This is a genomic window from Virgibacillus dokdonensis (genome assembly GCF_900166595.1).
GTDB classification, from domain to species: domain Bacteria; phylum Bacillota; class Bacilli; order Bacillales; family Amphibacillaceae; genus Virgibacillus; species Virgibacillus dokdonensis.
Map to the genome: position 1 here is coordinate 2,992,348 of NZ_LT745763.1, position 19,888 is coordinate 3,012,235.

Genomic DNA, 19,888 nt, shown 5'->3' on the forward strand with positions numbered 1-19,888 from the left:
CTATCATTTTTTTATACGATAATGCCTAAAATTATATAACGCATAAAATTAAGCTCTACACATATCATTTCTAACTCTCAATCATTCCTTTCCCTCCAAGATAGACCAAATCTTTTGAAAATAAATCGTTTGTTTTCAGCGAGATAGTTGCCACCAATCTTAGAGAAAGTTAACTTATCACCAAAGTCTATTGGGCGAAAGCATTCGTGTTAGCTCAGATGGTTTCCTATTGTACAACAAATAAAAAACGCCCTCCTCCCCCATAAGACTGCAAGCTTAATTACAGTAATTGGGGAGAAAAGCGTCTGCTCTTCACGGTACCACCCAGCTTTTTAGTATCCTCACGAATACTAACTCGACGAGTATCATCGGTTACGGTATTAGAAACATAACCTAAACTCTTTTGGATAACAGGTACATACAAATTGCACCTGGCTGGCCTATTAGGTTGCCTGTTCAGTCCAGCACTCAGAGATGATGTCAGAGTATATTGTATTTCCGGGCTTCCAGCGTCCCCGAATCTCTGTGAATACAGTAGTCATACTCCTTTTTTCCCTTCATCGCATTAAATTCATATTCTTTTGTAAATAATCATTGTTTCCATTTATTTGTTTTTTTGATATTGCCGTTAATAATATACTGTTTTTATTCAGACGTCAACAGCTTTTTTAAAGTTTTTTGGTATTAATAATTTTATTGTTCATTTGTATACGCTTACAGAGTTGTCGGACTTCATTTAGCTATTTTTATTACAATTTCTTTACAAAGCAATATATCAGTTAAAACTTTATTATTATAGGTTTAATATAAAAATAACAATGCGCAATATATTTTTAGCATATATTGCGCAAGTTATGAATTTGAAAAAGTATTTCATTAACAAATATATTGGTATCTCACTTGACTATTTATTTAAATAATCGGTAATAGCTCCTAACGAAGAACAGGATACGTTATGAGCATATTTACCTAACACACCTTTTTTGTACAATGGAGGAGCAGTCCAATGTTTCTGTCTTTCCGCTAATTCTTGATCTGATATTGCAAACGATATCTCTTTTTGCGTAGAATCAATCGTCACCATATCCCCTTCTTGCAAGAAAGCAATTGCACCACCAACCTGCGCTTCTGGTGCGATATGCCCGACGACTAGCCCATGTGTTCCGCCAGAGAATCTACCATCGGTTAATAGAGCTACTTTTTCACCTAGCCCTTTTCCAACTAAAATAGCTGAAATAGACAGCATTTCCGGCATACCCGGGCCTCCTTTTGGTCCGACGTAGCGTATGACAAGTACATCTCCTTCTTTAATCTTATTATCCAATACCGCTTCTGTTGCTTCTTTTTCTGTATTAAAAACCCGCGCAGGCCCTACATGTCGACTTACCTTTACACCAGATACTTTTGCTACAGCGCCCTTTGGGGCAAGGTTACCCTTTAACACAATAAGTGGTCCATCTTTACGTTTCGGATTATGAAAAGGCATTATCACTTCTTGTCCTTCTTGTAAGGACGGCGCTTCTTGCAAATTCTCTGCAATTGTTTTACCAGTTACCGTTAAGCAATCGCCATGAAGATACCCATTTTCATGAAGGAACTTCATTACAGCTTGTACACCGCCTACCCGATGTAAGTCTTGCATAACATACTTACCACTTGGTTTTAAATCAGCTAAATGAGGCGTCTTTACTTGCATGCGATTAAAATCCTCGATGGTTAAATTCACTTCTATAGCGTGTGCAATAGCTAACAAATGTAATATTGCATTTGTTGAGCCACCTAATGCCATTACAACCGTAATGGCATTTTCAAAAGCTTCTTTCGTCATAATATCTTTTGGATAAATGCCTTTTTCTAATAAGTGATAAACTGCTTTACCAGCTTTATTACAATCATTTACTTTTTCTTTTGATTCTGCAGGATTAGAAGAACCTCCTGGAAGACTCATACCTAGCGCTTCTATTGCTGAAGCCATCGTATTTGCCGTATACATACCACCACATGAACCTGCTCCAGGGCATGCGTGACATTCAATTTGGCGTAACTCTTCATCGTCAATGGAACCATTATTATGCTTTCCAACACCCTCGAAAACCGACACTAAATCTATATCTTTCCCCTTTAAAGAACCAGGTGCAATCGTACCACCATATACAAAAACAGCAGGTACTTCCGCATTAGCGATCGCAATCATACATCCGGGAATATTTTTGTCGCATCCACCAATAGCTACTAACCCATCTATATTCTCCGCGCCTACTACTGTTTCAATAGAATCTGCAATTAGATCTCTACTGGGCAAGGAATAGCGCATTCCTTGCGTTCCCATTGATATTCCATCAGACACTGTGATCGTATTAAAAATTAATGGAACACCCCCCGCTTCTCGCGCCCCATCTTTTGCTTGACGAGCTAGCTCATCAATATGTATATTACACGGGGTTACTTCACTCCACGTACTCGCCACACCTATCATCGGCTTGTTAAAATCCTCATCTGATACACCAACTGCTCTAAGCATTGCTCGGTTCGGCGCCCGCATAACACCATCACTAAAAACATGACTTTTAATTCGCAAATCTTTATCCAATGAAACCCCACCTTTCTTTCGGAATATTATATGCCTAATTATCAAATAGTTCAATATGTTTTTACTTTATTTTAGAAAAGCTAAAACTATCACCACACTTTGTGACGGAAAAACCCGATCGTTTTGCTATACTATATTCTTTATACGTTTTTAGTCTTAAGAACTTGGCTTTTAGCTAAGTTCACATGGCAAAATCCTTCACATTGTTTATACTAGACAAATAAGTAGCTCAATTCAGATTTATTTACGTAGAATATCGCTTTTGAACATTTTACTGTTTACTCGCATACACCATTTTTTACAACATTCAAGCACTTACTTATCACTACGATATCTTTGTTCCATTTGCCACCTCAACATCAGGTGCTAATAAAATAACGTCCCCTTTTTCTGGCACTCCACCTAATACGAGCACTTCAGACTTGAAGCCTGCGATTCGCATAGGCGGAAAATTAACAACTGCTGTTACTTGCCTCCCTACTAAATCTTCTGGTTCGTATCGTTTCGTAATCTGAGCAGATGCTTGTTTTATTCCTAGCTCCCCGAAATCAATATATAGTTTAATTGCTGGTATCTTTGCTTCTGGAAAAGGTTCTGCGTTTCTCACTGTTCCAATACGCATATCTATTTTTTTAAAATCTTCTATATGAGCCATATTAACGCCTCCAATATTTTAATAAAGTGAATTTTCAATTCGTAAAAATTTTTCATCCCACTCTAACTATTTCAACATTAAAATCTCGTTTTTTATCCTATTCTCTCTTCCACCTTCTAGACATGACCATTCGATTATTTTGTTATAACAAGCACCTCATTTTATATTATCCTAGACAACGAAATAAAGCATGTAGGGCTGTTTTTCTCCCTTATTGACTCAAACACACATCTTGTATTTGAGAAAAAGACGTGCTACTTTTAAGCACATAGCACACCTTTTCCCACTCCTATTATTCCCTAACCTGACCGTCTCCATAGATATAAAACTTACTTGAAGTAAGTGCCGGTAACCCCATAGGCCCTCTAGCATGTAATTTTTGGGTACTAATACCAATTTCCGCTCCATACCCAAATTCAAAACCATCTGTAAATCTTGTAGAAGCATTGTGATAGACAGCGGCAGCATCGACGTGCTGCTGGAAATAATCAGCATGTTCATTGTCCTGCGTAATAATAGCCTCTGAATGCCGTGTACCATACTTATTAATATGATTGACCGCTTCCTCACATGTAGAAACTAATTTAACACTAATTGCTAAATCAAGATATTCTGTATACCAATCTTCTTCTGTGGCTAATTTCGCTTTTGAAAAAGCCTTACAAACATTTTCGTCCCCGTAAATTTTCACCTGCTCTTTGTCCAGTTTTTCTAGTAAAGAGTTTCCATGTTCCTTAAACCAATCCTGATGAACGAGCAATGATTCGATTGCATTACATACAGACGGACGCTGTAATTTTGCATTTAAAACAAGCTTAAAAGCTAGCTCTTGCTTAGCAGAAGCATCAATATACATATGACAGTTACCAGCTCCAGTTTCAATTACTGGTACTGTTGAAGATTGTAAAACTTTTTGAATGAGGTTTTTCCCTCCTCGAGGAATCAATACATCTAAGTATTCATTTAACGTAAATAATTGTTGTGCCGTCTCTCTACTTGTATCCGTAATGAGTTGAACCGCATCTGCTGGAAGCTTTGATTTAGCCAAAGCTTGGTGAATCGATGCGACGATAGCTTGATTGGAAAACGTAGCAGATGAGCTTCCCCTTAAAATAACCGCATTTCCTGTTTTTAAAGCTAATGTGGCCGCATCAATCGTTACATTTGGTCGTGCTTCATAAATCATACCTATTACGCCGATGGGAACGCGTTTTCTTTCCATACGAAGACCATTATCTTTTTCAAGACGCTCAAGAACTTCACCAATTGGATCATCTAATGCAATAAGTTGAAATATAGCGTCATACATGGCTTCAATTCTCGTATCATCCAACATAATTCTATCTAAGATCGATGTTGAGATGCCACTTTTTTCTCCGACCTGTAAATCCTTCTGATTCTCTTTTAGAATCTTCTCCTTGTCTTCTACCAACTGCTTTGCAATGTATTCCAACGCTTCGTTCTTTTCCTTTGTTGTTATACCATTCAACTGGTAGCTTGCAACTTTTGCCAACTTCCCTTTCTCTTGTACTTCTGCCATCGTCATTCCTCCCTGTTTCATTTAAATTATGTTAATCTCACCCAACGGTCTCGATGAATAACCCTAGATGATAAGCAATCTTTGTCCACGCTCCTTAGTTGCAATTCTTTCATAATTACATCTGCTGAACAACTTGCCTCCCCCTTGCCAATTAACCCATTTTCTCCATATACTTCTACAACGTCCCTCTCCTTAAACTGCCCTTGCACTCTCCGGATCCCTGCAGCTAATAAACTTGCTCCTTGATAAAGGATTGCTTCTTCTGCACCTTTATCCACGTAAAGTTGACCTACCGGATCTGAATGAAGTGCAATCCATTGCTTATTGGTCGTAATCGAACCTTTAGCAGGATTAGAAATATAAGTACCATCTCCACTTCCTTCCAAGATTTGCGATAATTTTTCAGCGCCTTTTCCAGTTCCGATAAACACACTAACACCTAATGATAAAGCCATCTTTGCAGCTTCCAACTTCGATTTCATTCCTCCAGTACCTACTGAAGACCCATGTTGATCTGTCTGGTCAACCATTTCTTCTGTAATTTGGGCAAGATGGTCATATTTTCTAGCTGCTGGATTTTGACGTGGATTTAAATCATAGATGCCGTTAATATCGGTAAGCATAATGAGCTGGTCTGCATGAACAATACCGCTAACTAAAGCTGACAACATATCATTATCTCCAAATGTAAGTTCTTTGATGGATACCGTATCATTTTCATTAATAATTGGAATAACTCGCCGTTCTAATAGTTCCATTAACGTATTAAACGCATTTTTATATCGTTCTCGATCTTTAAAATCGTCTCTCGTCAATAATAATTGGGCAGCCCGTAAATCATATTCTGAAAATTTTTCCATATATGTTTGAATTAACAATCCCTGTCCTGCAGCCGCAGCAGCTTGCTTTCCTTTTAAGGTTACAGGCCTTGATGCATAGCCAATTTGTGGAAAACCTGCGGCCACTGCACCTGATGAAACTAAAATAACGTCATGCTTTAATTCGCGAAGCTTGGCAATCGCTGCCACATGTTCGGTTAACTTTGCCTCATCCATTTCACCATGTGCATTTGTTAACGAACTACTTCCTATTTTTACAACAACTCTCTGTTTCCTCACTTTACATGCTCCTATTCCCATATCTTTTATATTTTATATGTATCTATCACATGGATATATAACATGATCTTAACACCGTTGTTTTACTTATAATAAACCTTAGAAATTTTTACCTATAGTGAAAAAAGCCCTATTCATCCCTCTAAATCAAGGACGAAAGAGCTTCTTCCGCGGTACCACCTATGTTAGATGTTAGAATAACATCCCGCTTGCTTCGATAACGCCGAATATAGCGCCCATTTTTCATGGGACTCAAAAGGCAGGTTCTGTGGCTTCAAGCGTGGAAAGCTCCCAGCTTCTAACTCCCCATCTCTGGCACTGAATCATCCACATACTAATCCTTTTTTACCGTTCAACTTGTTTTTATAATATTATGGATACAAAAGCGAAGAATGTCAACTATTTTATTTATTTGGTTGCTTCTAGACGAAAAAGCATCATCTAAAACTCTCTTTATCTACTAAGTTTAACCGACTCTTTGTTTGATTCCGTTTTGATAAATAGAGATAAGACAAGTGCTATAATCGCAAACACTCCAGCTACAATAAATGAAACATTTACTCCATGAATCATTCCTTGAACACCTTGTTCTGGTAATGCGGAATTTGTCATCACTGTTACTAGTAAAGCTGTTCCAACAGCTCCGGCAACTTGGCGCATCGTGTTATTCATCGCAGTTCCATGCGGTATAAGATGGAATGGTAATTGGTTTAATCCTGCCGTTGTAACAGGCATCATGACCATGGCTATCCCAAGCATACGAACCGCATTTACTGTTGCAATATAGCCAAATGACGTATTCATAGATATATTTGTAAACATAAATGTCGTTATCGTGACAATAGACAGACCAATAATGGCTAACCAACGTGCACCGAATCGATCAAATAATCTTCCAGTAATTGGGTTCATTACTCCCATAACAATGGCACCAGGCAAAATCATTAAACCAGATTCCAAGGCGGTAAACCCAAGCATATTTTGTGCAAGAATAGGAATGATAACTGCTGCGCCAATCATTGCCATAAAAGTAACCATTCCTAACGCTGTTGTTAAAGAAAAAACAGCATTACGGAATACGCGAAATTCTAAGATAGGTTGTTCCAATTTCATCTGCCTTAAAATAAACATGGTTAATGTAATGGCACCAACAACTAACGATATAATTACCTGTGCGCTTCCCCAACCGCTATTACCTGCCACACTAAATCCATATAATAAACCACCAAAGCCCAATGTAGACAAGATAATCGATATCACATCTACTTTCGGAAATGTTTGTTTCGTAATATTTTTTAAAATAAAATAGGCAACAACGATGTCGATAATAATAATTGGCAATACGACATAGAATACACTTCTCCACGGAAAGTGCTCTACTAGCCATCCAGACAATGTCGGCCCTATAGCTGGCGCAAAAGCAATCACCATACCGAACATCCCCATCGCTGTACCTCTTTTTTCAATTGGATATATGAGGAACAGTATCGTTTGCATTAACGGCATCATAATGCCTGCTGCCGCTGCTTGACCGATTCTCCCAACCATTAACACAGAAAAGTTTGGAGCAATTGCACAAATAAGTGTACCTACCGCAAATATACTTAATGCTGTTAGGAAGAGTCCTCTTGTCGTAAATCGTTCAATTAAAAATGCCGTAATTGGAATCATAATGCCATTTACTAACATAAATATAGACTGTAACCACTGAACTGTATTGGCGTCTAACTGTAAATCTTGCATGATCTTTGGCAAAGCAGTTGCTAATAAAGTTTGATTTAAAATGGCAACAAATGCACCTGAAATTAAAACGATAAGCAGTGGTACTTTATTTACTTCTCTCGGATTATTTGTTGTTGTATTTTCTGAAGTCACCATACCTCCCCTTTCTTCATGCATAAAAAATATTTTTCGTATGCACGTGTTCTTTTGCTTGCTCCTGTATAATGGAGCACGTGAAATACTTGTGTTTATTCCAGAAACACATTGCACAGTGAAAAAATTCATTTCTTATACGATAAAGTGAGTCTTCAAGCAGTGAGATACTTATCATCCCACTGCTTATTAGAAAACTTGATTTATCCCTCATTCTTTTTTAAAAAAACTTGGCTATTGTCAAGTCTTTATGACGAAAAACATGGTCGTTTTGCTTATACGATAAACCCTAACTTTCCTATAATGTAAGATAACCACGCTGTTGTTTGTCCTATGTTTTTCTATGGGAGCAATCGTATGAACTAAAGGTAGCTAAAGAGATAGGAGATTTAGATGTTGTTACCTCGCATTTTATATCTCCCAATTCTAAAGCTCACTTTTATTAGGAAAAACTTAATCATAATCAACATTCACTCACTATGTGACATAATTAACATCATACCATATGATAAAAATGATACAAACCAATACGTTTTTATGGTTTAAAAGTATAAAATCCAAATTACAGGAAGGATACTTTTAGTAGTGTAACGTTGTAGAATTTCTATTTATTTATAATAACATTCATTGACAAGAAATCAGTAGCCATAAGTAGTTGGATCTGAATTCTTAGCTAAACGTTCCATACAAAATGAAAAATATGGAAATCATACCTTTAAAGGGCAATTGCATACGCCTACTCAATCTTGTTCACAAAAATTTTTTCAGTTGTTTGTAAATATCATAAAACGATCCTCTAGTTCAAATTTAAAGTGAAGGTAGCTATGAAGTTCCCCATTTTGAAATGGGTATAACTGTAATTCTTTTGCTTCTGTTGCATGGTTAACAATAATTTCTTCCATTAAATCAACAGGAGTTTTATTCATTGTAAGTAACCCTAATTGTTCGGCAGTATGGTATAATTTAGCTTCATGTACTTCTTTAATTAGCTGATCTATGCCTTTTTCACGTTGCTTTATTCCTAATCGCCTGGCTTCTACCTCTACCTCAAATTGGATTAATGCTTGTTTTAATTGTTCTGTCGTTTTACCTTCACATACAACCCCCAATTGGTTGGCTTTCTTCCTTAATTGTTTATCATATACTTCTTTCGCTAATTGTTCTGCCGATTTTCCAGTTGTTTTTAAACCAAGCTGTTTTGCTTTTTGAACCACTAGCGTATAATGAATCGCTTCTAGTAGCTCTCTTTTACTTCTTCCTTCTGCCTGAATGGCATATTTTTTCCTAGCTTGTTCTATAATTAGCTGCTCTACTTCCTTTTGTAATGTTCCTTTAGATTTCCCTTCCACTTGAATGCCCATTTCCTTCGCCGTATACATCAATAACATTTTATTATAACGCTGTTGTTCTTTATTGTTAGTTGGATCGGATTTTGTTAACAGTTCATGAAGAGAAGCTTCTATTGCTTGTTGACCTGTTAAAAGCAAAATCAAAATCACACATATCGATACACACATTTTTTTTTGCATACGAACCATCCTTTGTTGTTAGTGCTCTCAAATATGTAGTTTTGCCAAATTAGTCAGCCACAATTATACCAATTACTTGAAACCTTCTGGATGATTATTCGTACATAGTAATAGTAAGGAATAACAGATACTTCCATACTCGCTAAAGCGGAATTATTTTCAATGGTAATTAGAATAGAATATACGATAAATACTTTTAAGTTTTTTAAAAAATCTACTTATTACCAAAATGCCTTCCATTTAATTCAGAAATAATTCCCAAAATTGGTTATGCGATAATCTTAGAAAAACTTGCTATAAATCCTAAAGATTTTATGTTTTTCTATAGCGAACAAAGAAAGGTTGGAATACATATGAAAAAAGTAATGCTCGGTTTGTTAAGCCTATCCTTGTTATTGTTGAGTGGTTGTGCCCTATTAGAGGAAACGACGAATTCTTTAAATTATGCAGAGGAAGCAACTGCCTACGTTAATGATTTAAACAATTTTTTAGAAAAAGCTTCTACTTTAGAAGCAGATGAATTAAGAACAGAACTGAAAAATCTACAAACTACAATAACTGACTTTATTGATATCGACCCACCTGCCATCGCTGAAGACATACACCAAGAATTAAAAAGTAGAAGTGAACAATTATTAGATACAACGAACAATTTAATGGATCAAGGGGAGATAACAGTTGAACAGTTTACAGATACAGAGCTTTATCGTACGATTGAAAATATCCAATCACTGCAAAATCAAATTGAACAATTGGAACTGTAGTCGGGTGAACTGTTCTTTAATGGAGACTTCAAAGCGAGTTTCAAGTAATATTTTGGAAGTTTTATAACTACCGCAGATAGCCCATTTAAGTAACAGCATCTTGCGCTTATAGAGATGCTGTTACTTATATTAAGGGAGCCTTCAATTAGTGACATACAGAATAACTTGGCTTTTCACTAAATCCGTCTGGTTCTGAAAAAAATTATTCAAAGAATTCCATATGCTGTTTATTTTGTTTATAATAAGTTAATCGATCTGCTAAAGTACCTGTGTGAAATTCGAACTTATGCCCATCAGGATCTGTAAAATAGATGGATTTTTTATCCCTCACATCTCTTTCTCTTCCTTGCAAAATATTCACATTTAACCTACATAATAAATCATATGCTCTGTCAAACTCTGCTTCATCAATGGAAAATGCGAGATGCGTATAAGATTGATGGATTTCTTGCCGCGGAATATCTTTTTCTTCGTTTAACGCAAGCCACAGCCCATCCGTATCAAAATATGCAGTGCTCCTCCCTTTAACTAACAGCTTTGCCCCGAAGACTTGTTCATAAAATATAACCGACCTTTCTAAGTCGGAAACAGAAAATAAAACGTGATTTATTCCCTTCATCATCTTTCCCCTCCGCTCAAATATGTATATGGAGTGATTGTTTCCTATTGGATAAAAGCGCATACGTTTTTTTAAAGAGCGAGTCATCATTTGCCTGAATAACTTGCTTTAAATGAAGTGATCGTCACTTTATCCAAATATGGTCTATATATTTTTTTCTATACACTATTTACTATAACAGGAAGTATGTATATAGCATCATTCACCATGATAAGTTTTAGTCGATTTACGTTTATCAAGGTATTTCTTCACTACTGGATATATGACTGGTCCATATTTAATTAATTTTCGAATTAATTTCTTCATCCCAAACCCTCCCATTTATACTTTAGTTTATCGCAAATTACAATTAAATGAAATCTTGTTTGACAAACCTTCGTTATGTATTAAAAATTCATTCCCTTTTTTAACCGCCACCAAACAAATCCTCGCAAATATTCGCTGTTTAATTGGTCATACTAATAACATACAACTATTAGAAAAACTGTCGCTAAGTCGCATAGCGAAAGCTGTAGTTTTTCTTATACGATATACCAAAAAATTTTATACATCTATAGCGAAAAAGGAGTGGTAATATATGGCACATCATCGAAATTCGATTGAACAGACGTTATTAGCGTACAAAAAGGGTGTAGACACCTTTTTAAAACAAATGCCTGCATTTACGAAAAAGTATCATGATTTTACAGAAGCTTGCTTTCAAGAAGGAGAGCTTTCTGCTAAAGCAAAGCAGTTAATAGGTCTAGGTATTAGCTTACATGCACAAGATGAGTATTGTATTATTTATCACACAAAAGGATGCTTGGACCAAGGTTGCACAAAGCAGGAAATTTTAGAAGCGGCAGCTGTTACAGCAGCATTTGGTGGTGGAGCATCTATGAGCCAAGCAGTAACGCTCGTTCAGGAGTGCATTGACGAACTTTCAAACTAAGCAAATGCAGAGAGTTGCCACAATTGTTGTCGCTTGGCTCATGTGGTAACTTTCTCTTAACTTTTGCTACAAAGTACCTTTATTCTCCTCATTTAATGCTTACTATTGACACGCTTTTCTGAGAGTAGTCACTTCCTTTACTTACTTTTATAGATAATCCTCCGTGCAGGTTGTTAGCAACATGCTCATCATGGTAAGTAGGATGCAGAACACGATTGGAATTTTTCACGAAAGTTACTCCTGTCGATCTCAGATTTCATATGCCTGGCTATGTAAAAGCAAATGAACAACACTTAAAAAGAGCTGACGTTGCGATGGCTTTTCCCAGTCTTCAGGAACTTCCGCCATCAGCCACAATACTTCGTCTAAAAACACATGCTCTAAAGCCATTTTCCATACTCTTTTTTCTGCTTCTGTCAATTGTACAAACTGATAATAACCAGATAAAAACGCCTTCCATTGTTCTAAGGTAAATACGTGATCAGGTGCAGAAGATAATTCATTATGAAATAATAGTAATGCTAAAGCTAAATCAAAAACACGCGGAACTTTTGCAGCATTGTCGGGATCAATCAAATAAGGTTCAGGTGTAAAGACTAGGTTATTCGCTTTATAATCATGCGGTGTTAAAACATGGGGCAAGGAAAGTTCCTTCAAACAAGATTGTTTGGTTACACAGGAAAGTAATTTTTCTTCTAACTGAGTTATAGGAAAAGTAACACGGTTCCGTTTAGCATGATTTGTGATCGCTCGTACGCTTTCCTCTACTTCTTCATTTGTGAAATCATACACATCATATTCTGGAAGTTGAAATAGCTCTCCTTTTGGTGATAACGCATGAATATGCCCTAATAAACAACCCGATGCATATATTTGTGTATGTGTCGCTGTATACGCTTTTCCATGGATAAATGGGTACACAACGTAACACGCATCTCCCAGTTCTTGCTGATTATTTGTGTTCATTTTAATCGGTGTAACAATATAAATGCCGTTCTCTTGTAAAAATCGTGTGTATCTCGCTAATGCTTCGGCACGTTCAAGTGGTTTTTGCGTTTTCTTCACAATAACCTCTTCCCCTTTATATGAGGCATGGTAAACGGGAGAAAAAGGGTAAATACTTTTGGGCTCTTTTTCAGCAGCTATTTGAAATTGTTCTAATACTTTTGTACTTTGTAAATCAATTACCTCCTCTTGTAAGTGTCGTCCATCCTCTATTATAGGATTTGTCCAGGTTTCTAATTTCTAGCAATTCAGAATAAATATCACCACACTATGAACGATGAGCTTTTTTATCAGTGGTATACATCAATAGCCAACAGTCGTGATATTTCCCTTCATGAAACGCATAATGCAATAATTTTTTCACACGTTGAAATCCTGCTTTTTCATAACAAGCTACTGCCCTAACGTTCTCTACATGTGGGTCGAGGACAACCTTGGACGCACCGTACGCTTCCATGAGAAATGCCGTTACTTTTTTTATAAGCTCCGTTCCAATTCCTCTATTTCGATAATTACCTTCACCAATGAATTGATCCATACCGTAAGCGCTTGAACCTACAAGGGGCATCAAATTACTTGTACAGCTATTAATTGGATAATACTGCAAATAACCAATTGGAATTTCATTACAATATATAATACAGCGGGATATTAAAGCATTATTTGTATAGAATTTATCCTCTATCATTTCCATAGTATAGGATTTATCCCTCCCCCATAAAATTTTAAAACAGAAGGATCACACAACCAACTCCTTAGCAGTGCTTGATGCTTCTTGTTTAACGGCCGAATGGAAAGATTAATTTGCATTTCATACCTCCTCGGATAGTATGTTAAGGCATTACTTTTTCGCCTTCTTAATCTGATTAATTCATAAAAATTGTATCTGCTCTTGCACCCGTTACTTTCCACTGCAGGCGGACGCTTTCCTCAGGGCTACTTGAGCCTCTTCGCTCACAAAAATTTTTCGCTGTGGGGTCTCAAGACTCATGCTATTCCGCTGGAGTCGCGCCCTCCGTTCTAAGTAACTTGGTTTGGATTCACGAATGAGTAAAGACCTTAAATAGTATGTCAAATATCTTGGACGTTTCGTGATGTTCTAGATAATGGTCTTAGGATCATTTGGGATAATAATATGTATGAGGAATAGAATTAGAAAAAGGTATAAAAAAATTTCAATTAAACGAGACCCGTCATAAAAATACATCTGTACAGCATTAATTTTTTTTGCTAAAAATAACTTTTATAAGCATTTTTAAAACGCTTACTTTACATTATATCAAAAACAAGATAGCAAAAAATCACGATCTTCCTCAAAGGTTAAAGGCAGTTGATGTAGTTCTTCTTTTTCTTTCCATGCAACATCGTAAATTAATCCATCGGGATCTTGTATCTTTATATGGCCATTAATTAGTTCAACTAAAAAATACTGTATTTCAACGTTTGCTATTTTCTTTGTATGTAGCTTTTTGTTAATGGTTACCTGATATCCTGTTTCTTCAAAAACCTCTCGTATACAACATACTTCGAACGTTTCATTAAGTTCTGTTATTCCAGATGGCACTGCCCACTTCTTTTTTTCTTCAGGCTTCCCTTGTAGCACCATTAACATTTGATTGCAGTTATTCATACAAATCCCTGCAGCACCCGTTATTCTATCCACTCTTTCTCCCCCTTTATGCATACTTATTTATACCTAGTTTTATTGCTACACATTACACGACATCCTAAAAGGTGTATTCTTTTAGAAAACGAGGCTTATGGTGTAAGTTGTAGCTTTACTTATTCTATAAAACTTTCAATTTTATACTCTTATTGTGTAAAAATACTTATATCTTTCCAACCATATACAAGCGTTGGTAATTCATGACCTCCAACATGCAGCTTTGTGCGCTGGAGCAAGCTTCCGCCCATAGCTTCATAGAAATGTTTCGCTGGATTATCCGCTAATACCATGACAATCATTGTATCTACACCGTCCTTATAGAGCTGTTCCACAACCTTTTGAAACAACATGTTCCCTATTCCTTTTCTTTGGTAGTCTTCTAAAAGATAAATAGCATAAAGTTCACCATCATATCCAGCATATTTTCCTGTCCTCTCTTTGCCGCCCATAGCAAAACCAACCATATAGCCGTCCTTATCTTCAGCTATATGGATTGGTTGGTTTACTATTTGCTCGCGCCATTTTTTTGGCTCATACGTTAAAGTTTGTAAAAATTCATCTGGCAAGATTCCGCTGTACGTTGTTTTCCAACTATCTATATGAACTTTGGCTATAGATGCAGCATCATCTACATTTGCTTTACGTATCTGCAACTTCTTACCTCCTTTTAATAGCGTTCGTTTCTTTCTATCATTTCAGCGCATATATCATGAGATAGATTCAGTATAGCCGCTTCAACGACAATAGCCGTTAACCCATGTTCTGATTGCGTTACATGCCGTTCATTCTGTTCCCAATATACAGCTTCTCCTTTTTGAACAGGTAGAAAGTATCCTTCAGCTCCTTTTACTTCCCCGCTACCTTCAACTACAAAAAGAAGCTGATCTGTTGAAGCAGCATGCTCACCAACAACACCTCCAGCTTCTAGATATAGATAGCTCATTTGGATGGACGCTTTATCAAGTTTTAATAACGGTGTAATGCTTAGATTTTTTGATTCATGTGCTGTAACTTGCTTTGCATACGCGGTTGAAAAACGGTAAATTTTCATTTTAATCGCTTCCTTTCTACCATTTTTATACGTCGTCATAAAAAGGTGCAAAGGATCTCGGCTTTATTTTTTTATATTTTTATAAGCTTGAAGGGACAAGTACAAACGATGGGGGACTGAATGGTAATCATACTGCATAGGTTTTTACAACTATCATTTGCTTCTTTATGAAAGCACCATGCGAACTGTTTGCAATTGTTGCCCAGCAAAATCTTCCGTGAATTCTTCTACTTTTTTAAAGCCTTTATGTTCATAAAAACGCGTGCCTTGCTTATTTTCTTTCTCAACATGAATATAAATTGCCGCATTGCGATTTATTTGTTTTCCAGCTTCTAATAGTGCTGTACCTACTCCCATCCCTTGATATTCTGGCAATATATAAATAGCAGCTAATTCCATTGTTCCTTTATCTGTAACAGGAGAAAAATTTGCAAATCCAATCACCTTTGCGTCTACTACAGCAACGAAAAAATGCGATCCTTTTAACCGTCTAAGCAACATATCTTCACTATAAGCACCAGCTAAAAATGTATCTCGAGTACCTTTAGGTATAATTCCTTCATACGTGGCGTGCCAGCTTGTTACTGCTACTTGTTGAACGGATTCAATATCTGCTTCTTCCATCTTGCGTATGCTCAAATTCATGCTCAGTCTCCTCGTATGTATAAATTAGGCAAATCGTTTTTAGCCTATTGTTTTTATATGTGCGTGAACCATACTTCACAGTGAAGTCGAAGCGCTCCTCTCATACTGCTTAGGCCCCTAAACGTTCGTTGCAGAAACCCGGCTTACGCCTCTTCCGTGCCATTCAAAAAGCTGTTCCATCTTTTATTGACTTATAATCATTTCTTGCTTGATTTCGAAAATCGCTTTATTCATGTATTTTGTTTCGCTGTAAAGAAGGCGGGCACAAGCGATTGTATTGTTTAATTTTTTTATTCGTAAGTTTTATTTTGGCCTTCCTTTCTTCTACATGCAAAATAGCTAGTTCTTCTTTTAACACGTCAATTTCATTAGCTAATTCGATCCATTTTGGTAAGACGTGATTATCCTTCATTGTTTTATATAACTGCTGTTCTTGACTAAAATTGTCACCCTTTAATTTTAGTGGCTTTCCTTTTCCTGGTAAATTTTCAAATTGTCCTTCCCTTTCTGCCCGTTTAACCATTTCACTAATGGGATCAGTATATTGAATTCGCTCATTCACTTCATGCTCTTTTTTCGATTCTTTATCCATCCACATCCCTCTTTTCACTTTTGGTTTTATTATAGTATTCGACATATTCCATAAATAACCTGCTTCACAGAAGCGTAAAAACAGGCGAAATATCTGAGAATAAAAGCCTTTTTTATTGGACAAATGAATACCGATATAACAGTTCTACATTTGCTTCTATTTCTATTTGCCCGGCTTGAATCAGTGTCGTGGTACTTTCAGCAGAAGCAGAAAAGGCTTTATAAGCTACTGGAGGTGGTGAGGTTTGTTCTATAATCTTAAGCGGAACGGTATCTAAGACTACATGGAAATTTTGGGCAATGGTGCTGGCTTTGCGAGTTCCATCCTCTAAAGCAATTTGCAAAGCCTGATCATAAGCGGCTGCTTGCTGATCAGTTGAAAATTGAATATCAAATACGCGGTTTACTCCTTCTAGAACAGTCCTATCAATAATAGCTCCTATTGCTTCAAAATCTGTAAGTGTAACTTGAAGCGTGTTCATAACCTGATACCGTTGATTTACAGGCTTTCCATCTTTATAGTCAAAAATAGGTCGGATAGTAAAGGAAGAGGTTTGTATTGCTTGTGGAGGTACACCTAATTCATTTAAAGATTGGATCACTTGATTCATGATGCGCGCATTTTCCTGTTGCGCTTTCGTAAGGGATGGATCTTCTGTAACGACTCCTAATTGAATCGAAGCAATATTTGGCTCCACCATTACTTTTCCTGTTCCATACACTTTCATCGTCCTACTAAAGACGGCCTCTGTCCTTGTAGGCATTTGATAATAGTTGGGATACATGTGAAACAGTCACTCCTTTCATGATGCTTTTTAGCAATCATTAAAGGTTATGCGGACATTAACGTAAAGATGAAAAAGAGAGGAAGGAAGTTTAAGCGGATTCGTTCTAATAATTGTGAACTTCAGCGAAAAAGTGGTGAAATTCAAGCAAATTCCTTGTGGACTCCAGCGACTTTCTTATAAATTCAAGCGATTCCCTTGTGAACTTCAGCGACTTTACAGAATTTGTATCCTGCTCTCTCTTAGAATCGTAAAACTTCTACCTTATATTTTCTGCCACTAGTATTTCCAACAGCGCCCATTTTTTCTTTCATAAGTAATCGTTTCATCATATGGGAAGATGGTACTTCTAAATACTCTCGAGCTTGGCGATTCGTTATATACGGTTCTATCAATAAAGCATAATCAGAAAGCGCATGTCGATGAGCTGTTTTTGACTGTTGATGACAGCTACTGCACCGCCACATCCCATAATGAAAGTACATTTTGCTTTTCTTACAGTTAAAGCAAAATACACCTCGAAGAAGCTCATTCTTTGTCAGCGCATACTTCTGCATAACAGCAACCTCTTTTGTTATATGAGAAGAAATTAGGAGAGAGGATAAACGAAGCAGTTCTTCTTCAGATAAGCAAGATTGCGTATATGTTTCTTGAAATAGCTCCACCTTTTCAAGTAGCTTTTCTTTTTGAATAATATGTTTTGAAATCGTCGGATCGTTTGTGAGATTTTTAAGAATGGTTTTGGGGTGAGTATAAATGACTAATTTTTCAAGTGGGACTGGCGGAAGGTTGTATTGTCGCAACCATCGAAGCAATCTCGTGTGTTGTAAATTTATTTGGTATATTGGATGAGTAAAAGCTTCTTCTTTTTCATTTACAAAGCGAATAGCTTGTCCCATGTCATCAAAAATTACATGATCTTTAATATTTTTCACTTCCAAAATGAAGAGAAACTTCGTAGAGGCAACGAGAATGTCTATTTGAAAATAGCCGTGTTCATCTTTCAAGCGAATATTATAGAAGATGAAGAAATTATGGTAGGGTAAAAATTGGAGATAATATTCAAGGGATGCTTCGCCTATATAACCTGCTCGCAATCGTTTCGCTTTACTTGTAATGCTCTCTTTTAATATGTGATGAGGTGAAATTCTTCGTGCTAATGCTTCCATTTGTAAAAGATAATGTGGAGCTTGCAATGGCTTTATTATCAATCGATCACTCCTTTTATTTAAGTTACTACTAAAATAACAGATTCGATAACATACTTCAAAAACCTGCAAGAAGTTTAAATTTATTACGCTTAGATTGTGAACTTCAGCGAAAAAGTGGTGAACTTCAAACAATTTCCTTGTGAACTCCAGCGACTTTCATATAAATTCAAGCGATTTCCTTGTGAACTTCAGCGACTTTACAGTTACATCCAGTAATCAGGATTAGCCATTCTAATTTCTTCAACAACATCGTCTAAATCTGTCGGTGTAATCGTATAAATGGCATGATTTGGTAAATATCGTTTAGCTATTTCATAAAAGAAGCGCGTACTTCCTGGATACTCCTGATCCATAAGTAATAAGCAGGCGTCGCTTTTATCCGCTAGCCATAAGTTTTTTGCTTTAAACTGATAGGCTCCACGATAATCGCCTTGATATAAGGGTTTATAAAAATCAGCTGTTGCAACGATGGATTGGTACTTCTCTTGCAATGGCTCCGGCCAGCGACTGTCCTGATTTTCAAACGGTGGAAATATTCCTAATTGAACATCATAATTATCTTGCAAATCAAATATCACCTCTGCAGTCCACATTTCCACACCCATTTGTCCAGATAGGATCACCCATTCCAAGCCCTCCTCGATCATCGGTATTAATCGCTTTTTTATTGCGGCCTTTACATATGTAACCCGTTCATCCTCCTCATTAAATATATTGATTTCCATTGGTTTATATCCTGTTACGGTTAAAATTTTCATTTTATACGCTCCTACTCATTGGGTCTTTATTCCACTGAAGAATAGCTTTATACAATGACATCAAATTAGTGATGGCCACTAACAATAACATAACACACTTCTGCTTGGGATAATAAAGAGCTGACATATACTATGCCAGCCCTCATTCTAAGTTAACACCATTTATGTGGTGGTTGGCAATGTTTTGGCTTATGACAGCCGTGACCCATTCCTGGTCCCATTCCTGGCGCCATTGCTCCTGCTACTTGACCATTTCCCATTCCTGGTGCCATTGCCCCTCCTACTTGAGATGGCACATTAAAAGACCCACCGTATACATCTACACTGCTATTTGTATTTTGTACAGAAGTAGAATGAGGAAATACATGCTTATTAATTGTCGTATGATGATTTTGCACCGTCGTATGCGAAGGGTGAATATGCTCTACAACATTTTCACTACATTGTTTTACACAATCATATTTTGTTGGATGAACGACCTGCTTTGGGGGACAACACTTCCCATGATGATTCCACATGAAAAATTCTCCTTTCCTGTTATAGGTTCACTAATAA

General features: G+C 36.7%; 21 protein-coding genes. 2 read left to right on the forward strand and 19 right to left on the reverse strand.

Annotation, left to right across the window (positions count from 1 at the left end):
* Positions 1-904: 904 nt before the first annotated feature.
* From ilvD to B2C77_RS15610, 6 genes are all read right to left on the reverse strand, one after another.
* Positions 905-2,590, reverse strand: a complete 1,686-nt coding sequence (gene ilvD, locus B2C77_RS15585) for a dihydroxy-acid dehydratase (protein ID WP_077705684.1) — start codon at positions 2,588-2,590, stop codon at positions 905-907.
* A 325-nt stretch (positions 2,591-2,915) separates the two neighbouring features.
* Entirely contained in the window at positions 2,916-3,245 is a 330-nt protein-coding gene (gene csaA, locus B2C77_RS15590; protein ID WP_077705687.1) for a chaperone CsaA, read from the reverse strand.
* Between the two features lie 292 nt (positions 3,246-3,537).
* On the reverse strand, positions 3,538-4,785 hold the full coding sequence (locus B2C77_RS15595; protein WP_164085271.1) for a glutamate-5-semialdehyde dehydrogenase: 1,248 nt from the start codon (positions 4,783-4,785) through the stop codon (positions 3,538-3,540).
* 26 nt (positions 4,786-4,811) lie between these two features.
* On the reverse strand, positions 4,812-5,903 hold the full coding sequence (gene proB / locus B2C77_RS15600) for a glutamate 5-kinase (RefSeq protein ID WP_077705692.1): 1,092 nt from the start codon (positions 5,901-5,903) through the stop codon (positions 4,812-4,814).
* A 453-nt stretch (positions 5,904-6,356) separates the two neighbouring features.
* The gene (locus tag B2C77_RS15605; protein ID WP_077705695.1) at positions 6,357-7,781 is read right to left on the reverse strand and encodes an MDR family MFS transporter; all 1,425 of its coding nucleotides are present in this window, start codon (positions 7,779-7,781) and stop codon (positions 6,357-6,359) included.
* A gap of 761 nt (positions 7,782-8,542) precedes the next feature.
* On the reverse strand, positions 8,543-9,307 hold the full coding sequence (locus B2C77_RS15610) for a hypothetical protein (RefSeq protein ID WP_077705698.1): 765 nt from the start codon (positions 9,305-9,307) through the stop codon (positions 8,543-8,545).
* A gap of 353 nt (positions 9,308-9,660) precedes the next feature.
* On the opposite strand from B2C77_RS15610, the gene B2C77_RS15615 reads away from it, so the two are divergent.
* On the forward strand, positions 9,661-10,071 hold the full coding sequence (locus B2C77_RS15615; RefSeq protein WP_077705701.1) for a DUF6376 family protein: 411 nt from the start codon (positions 9,661-9,663) through the stop codon (positions 10,069-10,071).
* 202 nt (positions 10,072-10,273) lie between these two features.
* Here the strand turns inward: B2C77_RS15615 and fosB are convergent, their stop codons facing one another.
* The gene (gene fosB / locus B2C77_RS15620) at positions 10,274-10,693 is read right to left on the reverse strand and encodes a metallothiol transferase FosB (protein WP_077705704.1); all 420 of its coding nucleotides are present in this window, start codon (positions 10,691-10,693) and stop codon (positions 10,274-10,276) included.
* Positions 10,694-10,888: 195 nt separating this feature from the next.
* Positions 10,889-11,011 carry a small protein YxzF gene (gene yxzF / locus B2C77_RS22660; RefSeq protein ID WP_497012654.1) on the reverse strand — a complete coding sequence of 41 codons (123 nt, stop codon included), beginning with the start codon at positions 11,009-11,011 and terminating at the stop codon, positions 10,889-10,891.
* A gap of 256 nt (positions 11,012-11,267) precedes the next feature.
* Here yxzF and B2C77_RS15625 point away from each other — a divergent pair, with 256 nt between their 5' ends.
* A complete protein-coding gene (locus B2C77_RS15625) occupies positions 11,268-11,621 on the forward strand; it encodes a carboxymuconolactone decarboxylase family protein (protein ID WP_077705707.1) in 354 nt (117 codons plus the stop codon).
* 249 nt (positions 11,622-11,870) lie between these two features.
* Here the strand turns inward: B2C77_RS15625 and B2C77_RS15630 are convergent, their stop codons facing one another.
* The 11 genes from B2C77_RS15630 to B2C77_RS15680 all read right to left on the reverse strand — a co-directional run bounded on the left by B2C77_RS15630 (position 11,871) and on the right by B2C77_RS15680 (position 19,851).
* The gene (locus B2C77_RS15630; RefSeq protein ID WP_367946663.1) at positions 11,871-12,842 is read right to left on the reverse strand and encodes a phosphotransferase; all 972 of its coding nucleotides are present in this window, start codon (positions 12,840-12,842) and stop codon (positions 11,871-11,873) included.
* Between the two features lie 52 nt (positions 12,843-12,894).
* Positions 12,895-13,320: a GNAT family N-acetyltransferase gene (locus tag B2C77_RS15635; RefSeq protein ID WP_077705712.1), complete on the reverse strand. Its 426-nt coding sequence runs from the start codon at positions 13,318-13,320 to the stop codon at positions 12,895-12,897.
* 585 nt (positions 13,321-13,905) lie between these two features.
* Positions 13,906-14,289 carry an NUDIX hydrolase gene (locus B2C77_RS15640; protein WP_176087345.1) on the reverse strand — a complete coding sequence of 128 codons (384 nt, stop codon included), beginning with the start codon at positions 14,287-14,289 and terminating at the stop codon, positions 13,906-13,908.
* Positions 14,290-14,438: 149 nt separating this feature from the next.
* Complete coding sequence (locus B2C77_RS15645; RefSeq protein ID WP_077705718.1) at positions 14,439-14,945, reverse strand: GNAT family N-acetyltransferase; 507 nt, start codon at positions 14,943-14,945, stop codon at positions 14,439-14,441.
* Between the two features lie 14 nt (positions 14,946-14,959).
* Positions 14,960-15,382 (reverse strand): cupin domain-containing protein, encoded by a 423-nt coding sequence (locus tag B2C77_RS15650; protein ID WP_141130744.1) that lies wholly within the window; start codon positions 15,380-15,382, stop codon positions 14,960-14,962.
* A 126-nt stretch (positions 15,383-15,508) separates the two neighbouring features.
* A complete protein-coding gene (locus tag B2C77_RS15655) occupies positions 15,509-15,988 on the reverse strand; it encodes a GNAT family N-acetyltransferase (RefSeq protein WP_077705723.1) in 480 nt (159 codons plus the stop codon).
* Positions 15,989-16,214: 226 nt separating this feature from the next.
* Complete coding sequence (locus B2C77_RS15660) at positions 16,215-16,580, reverse strand: DnaJ family domain-containing protein (RefSeq protein WP_254843986.1); 366 nt, start codon at positions 16,578-16,580, stop codon at positions 16,215-16,217.
* 112 nt (positions 16,581-16,692) lie between these two features.
* Positions 16,693-17,364, reverse strand: coding sequence for an SIMPL domain-containing protein (locus B2C77_RS15665; RefSeq protein WP_077705728.1), 672 nt, complete (start codon positions 17,362-17,364; stop codon positions 16,693-16,695).
* 242 nt (positions 17,365-17,606) lie between these two features.
* Complete coding sequence (locus tag B2C77_RS15670; protein ID WP_077705731.1) at positions 17,607-18,575, reverse strand: nuclease-related domain-containing protein; 969 nt, start codon at positions 18,573-18,575, stop codon at positions 17,607-17,609.
* Between the two features lie 203 nt (positions 18,576-18,778).
* A complete protein-coding gene (locus B2C77_RS15675; protein WP_077705734.1) occupies positions 18,779-19,333 on the reverse strand; it encodes an SLOG family protein in 555 nt (184 codons plus the stop codon).
* Between the two features lie 152 nt (positions 19,334-19,485).
* Positions 19,486-19,851: a spore coat protein gene (locus B2C77_RS15680; protein WP_077705737.1), complete on the reverse strand. Its 366-nt coding sequence runs from the start codon at positions 19,849-19,851 to the stop codon at positions 19,486-19,488.
* Between the last annotated feature and the right edge of the window lie 37 nt (positions 19,852-19,888).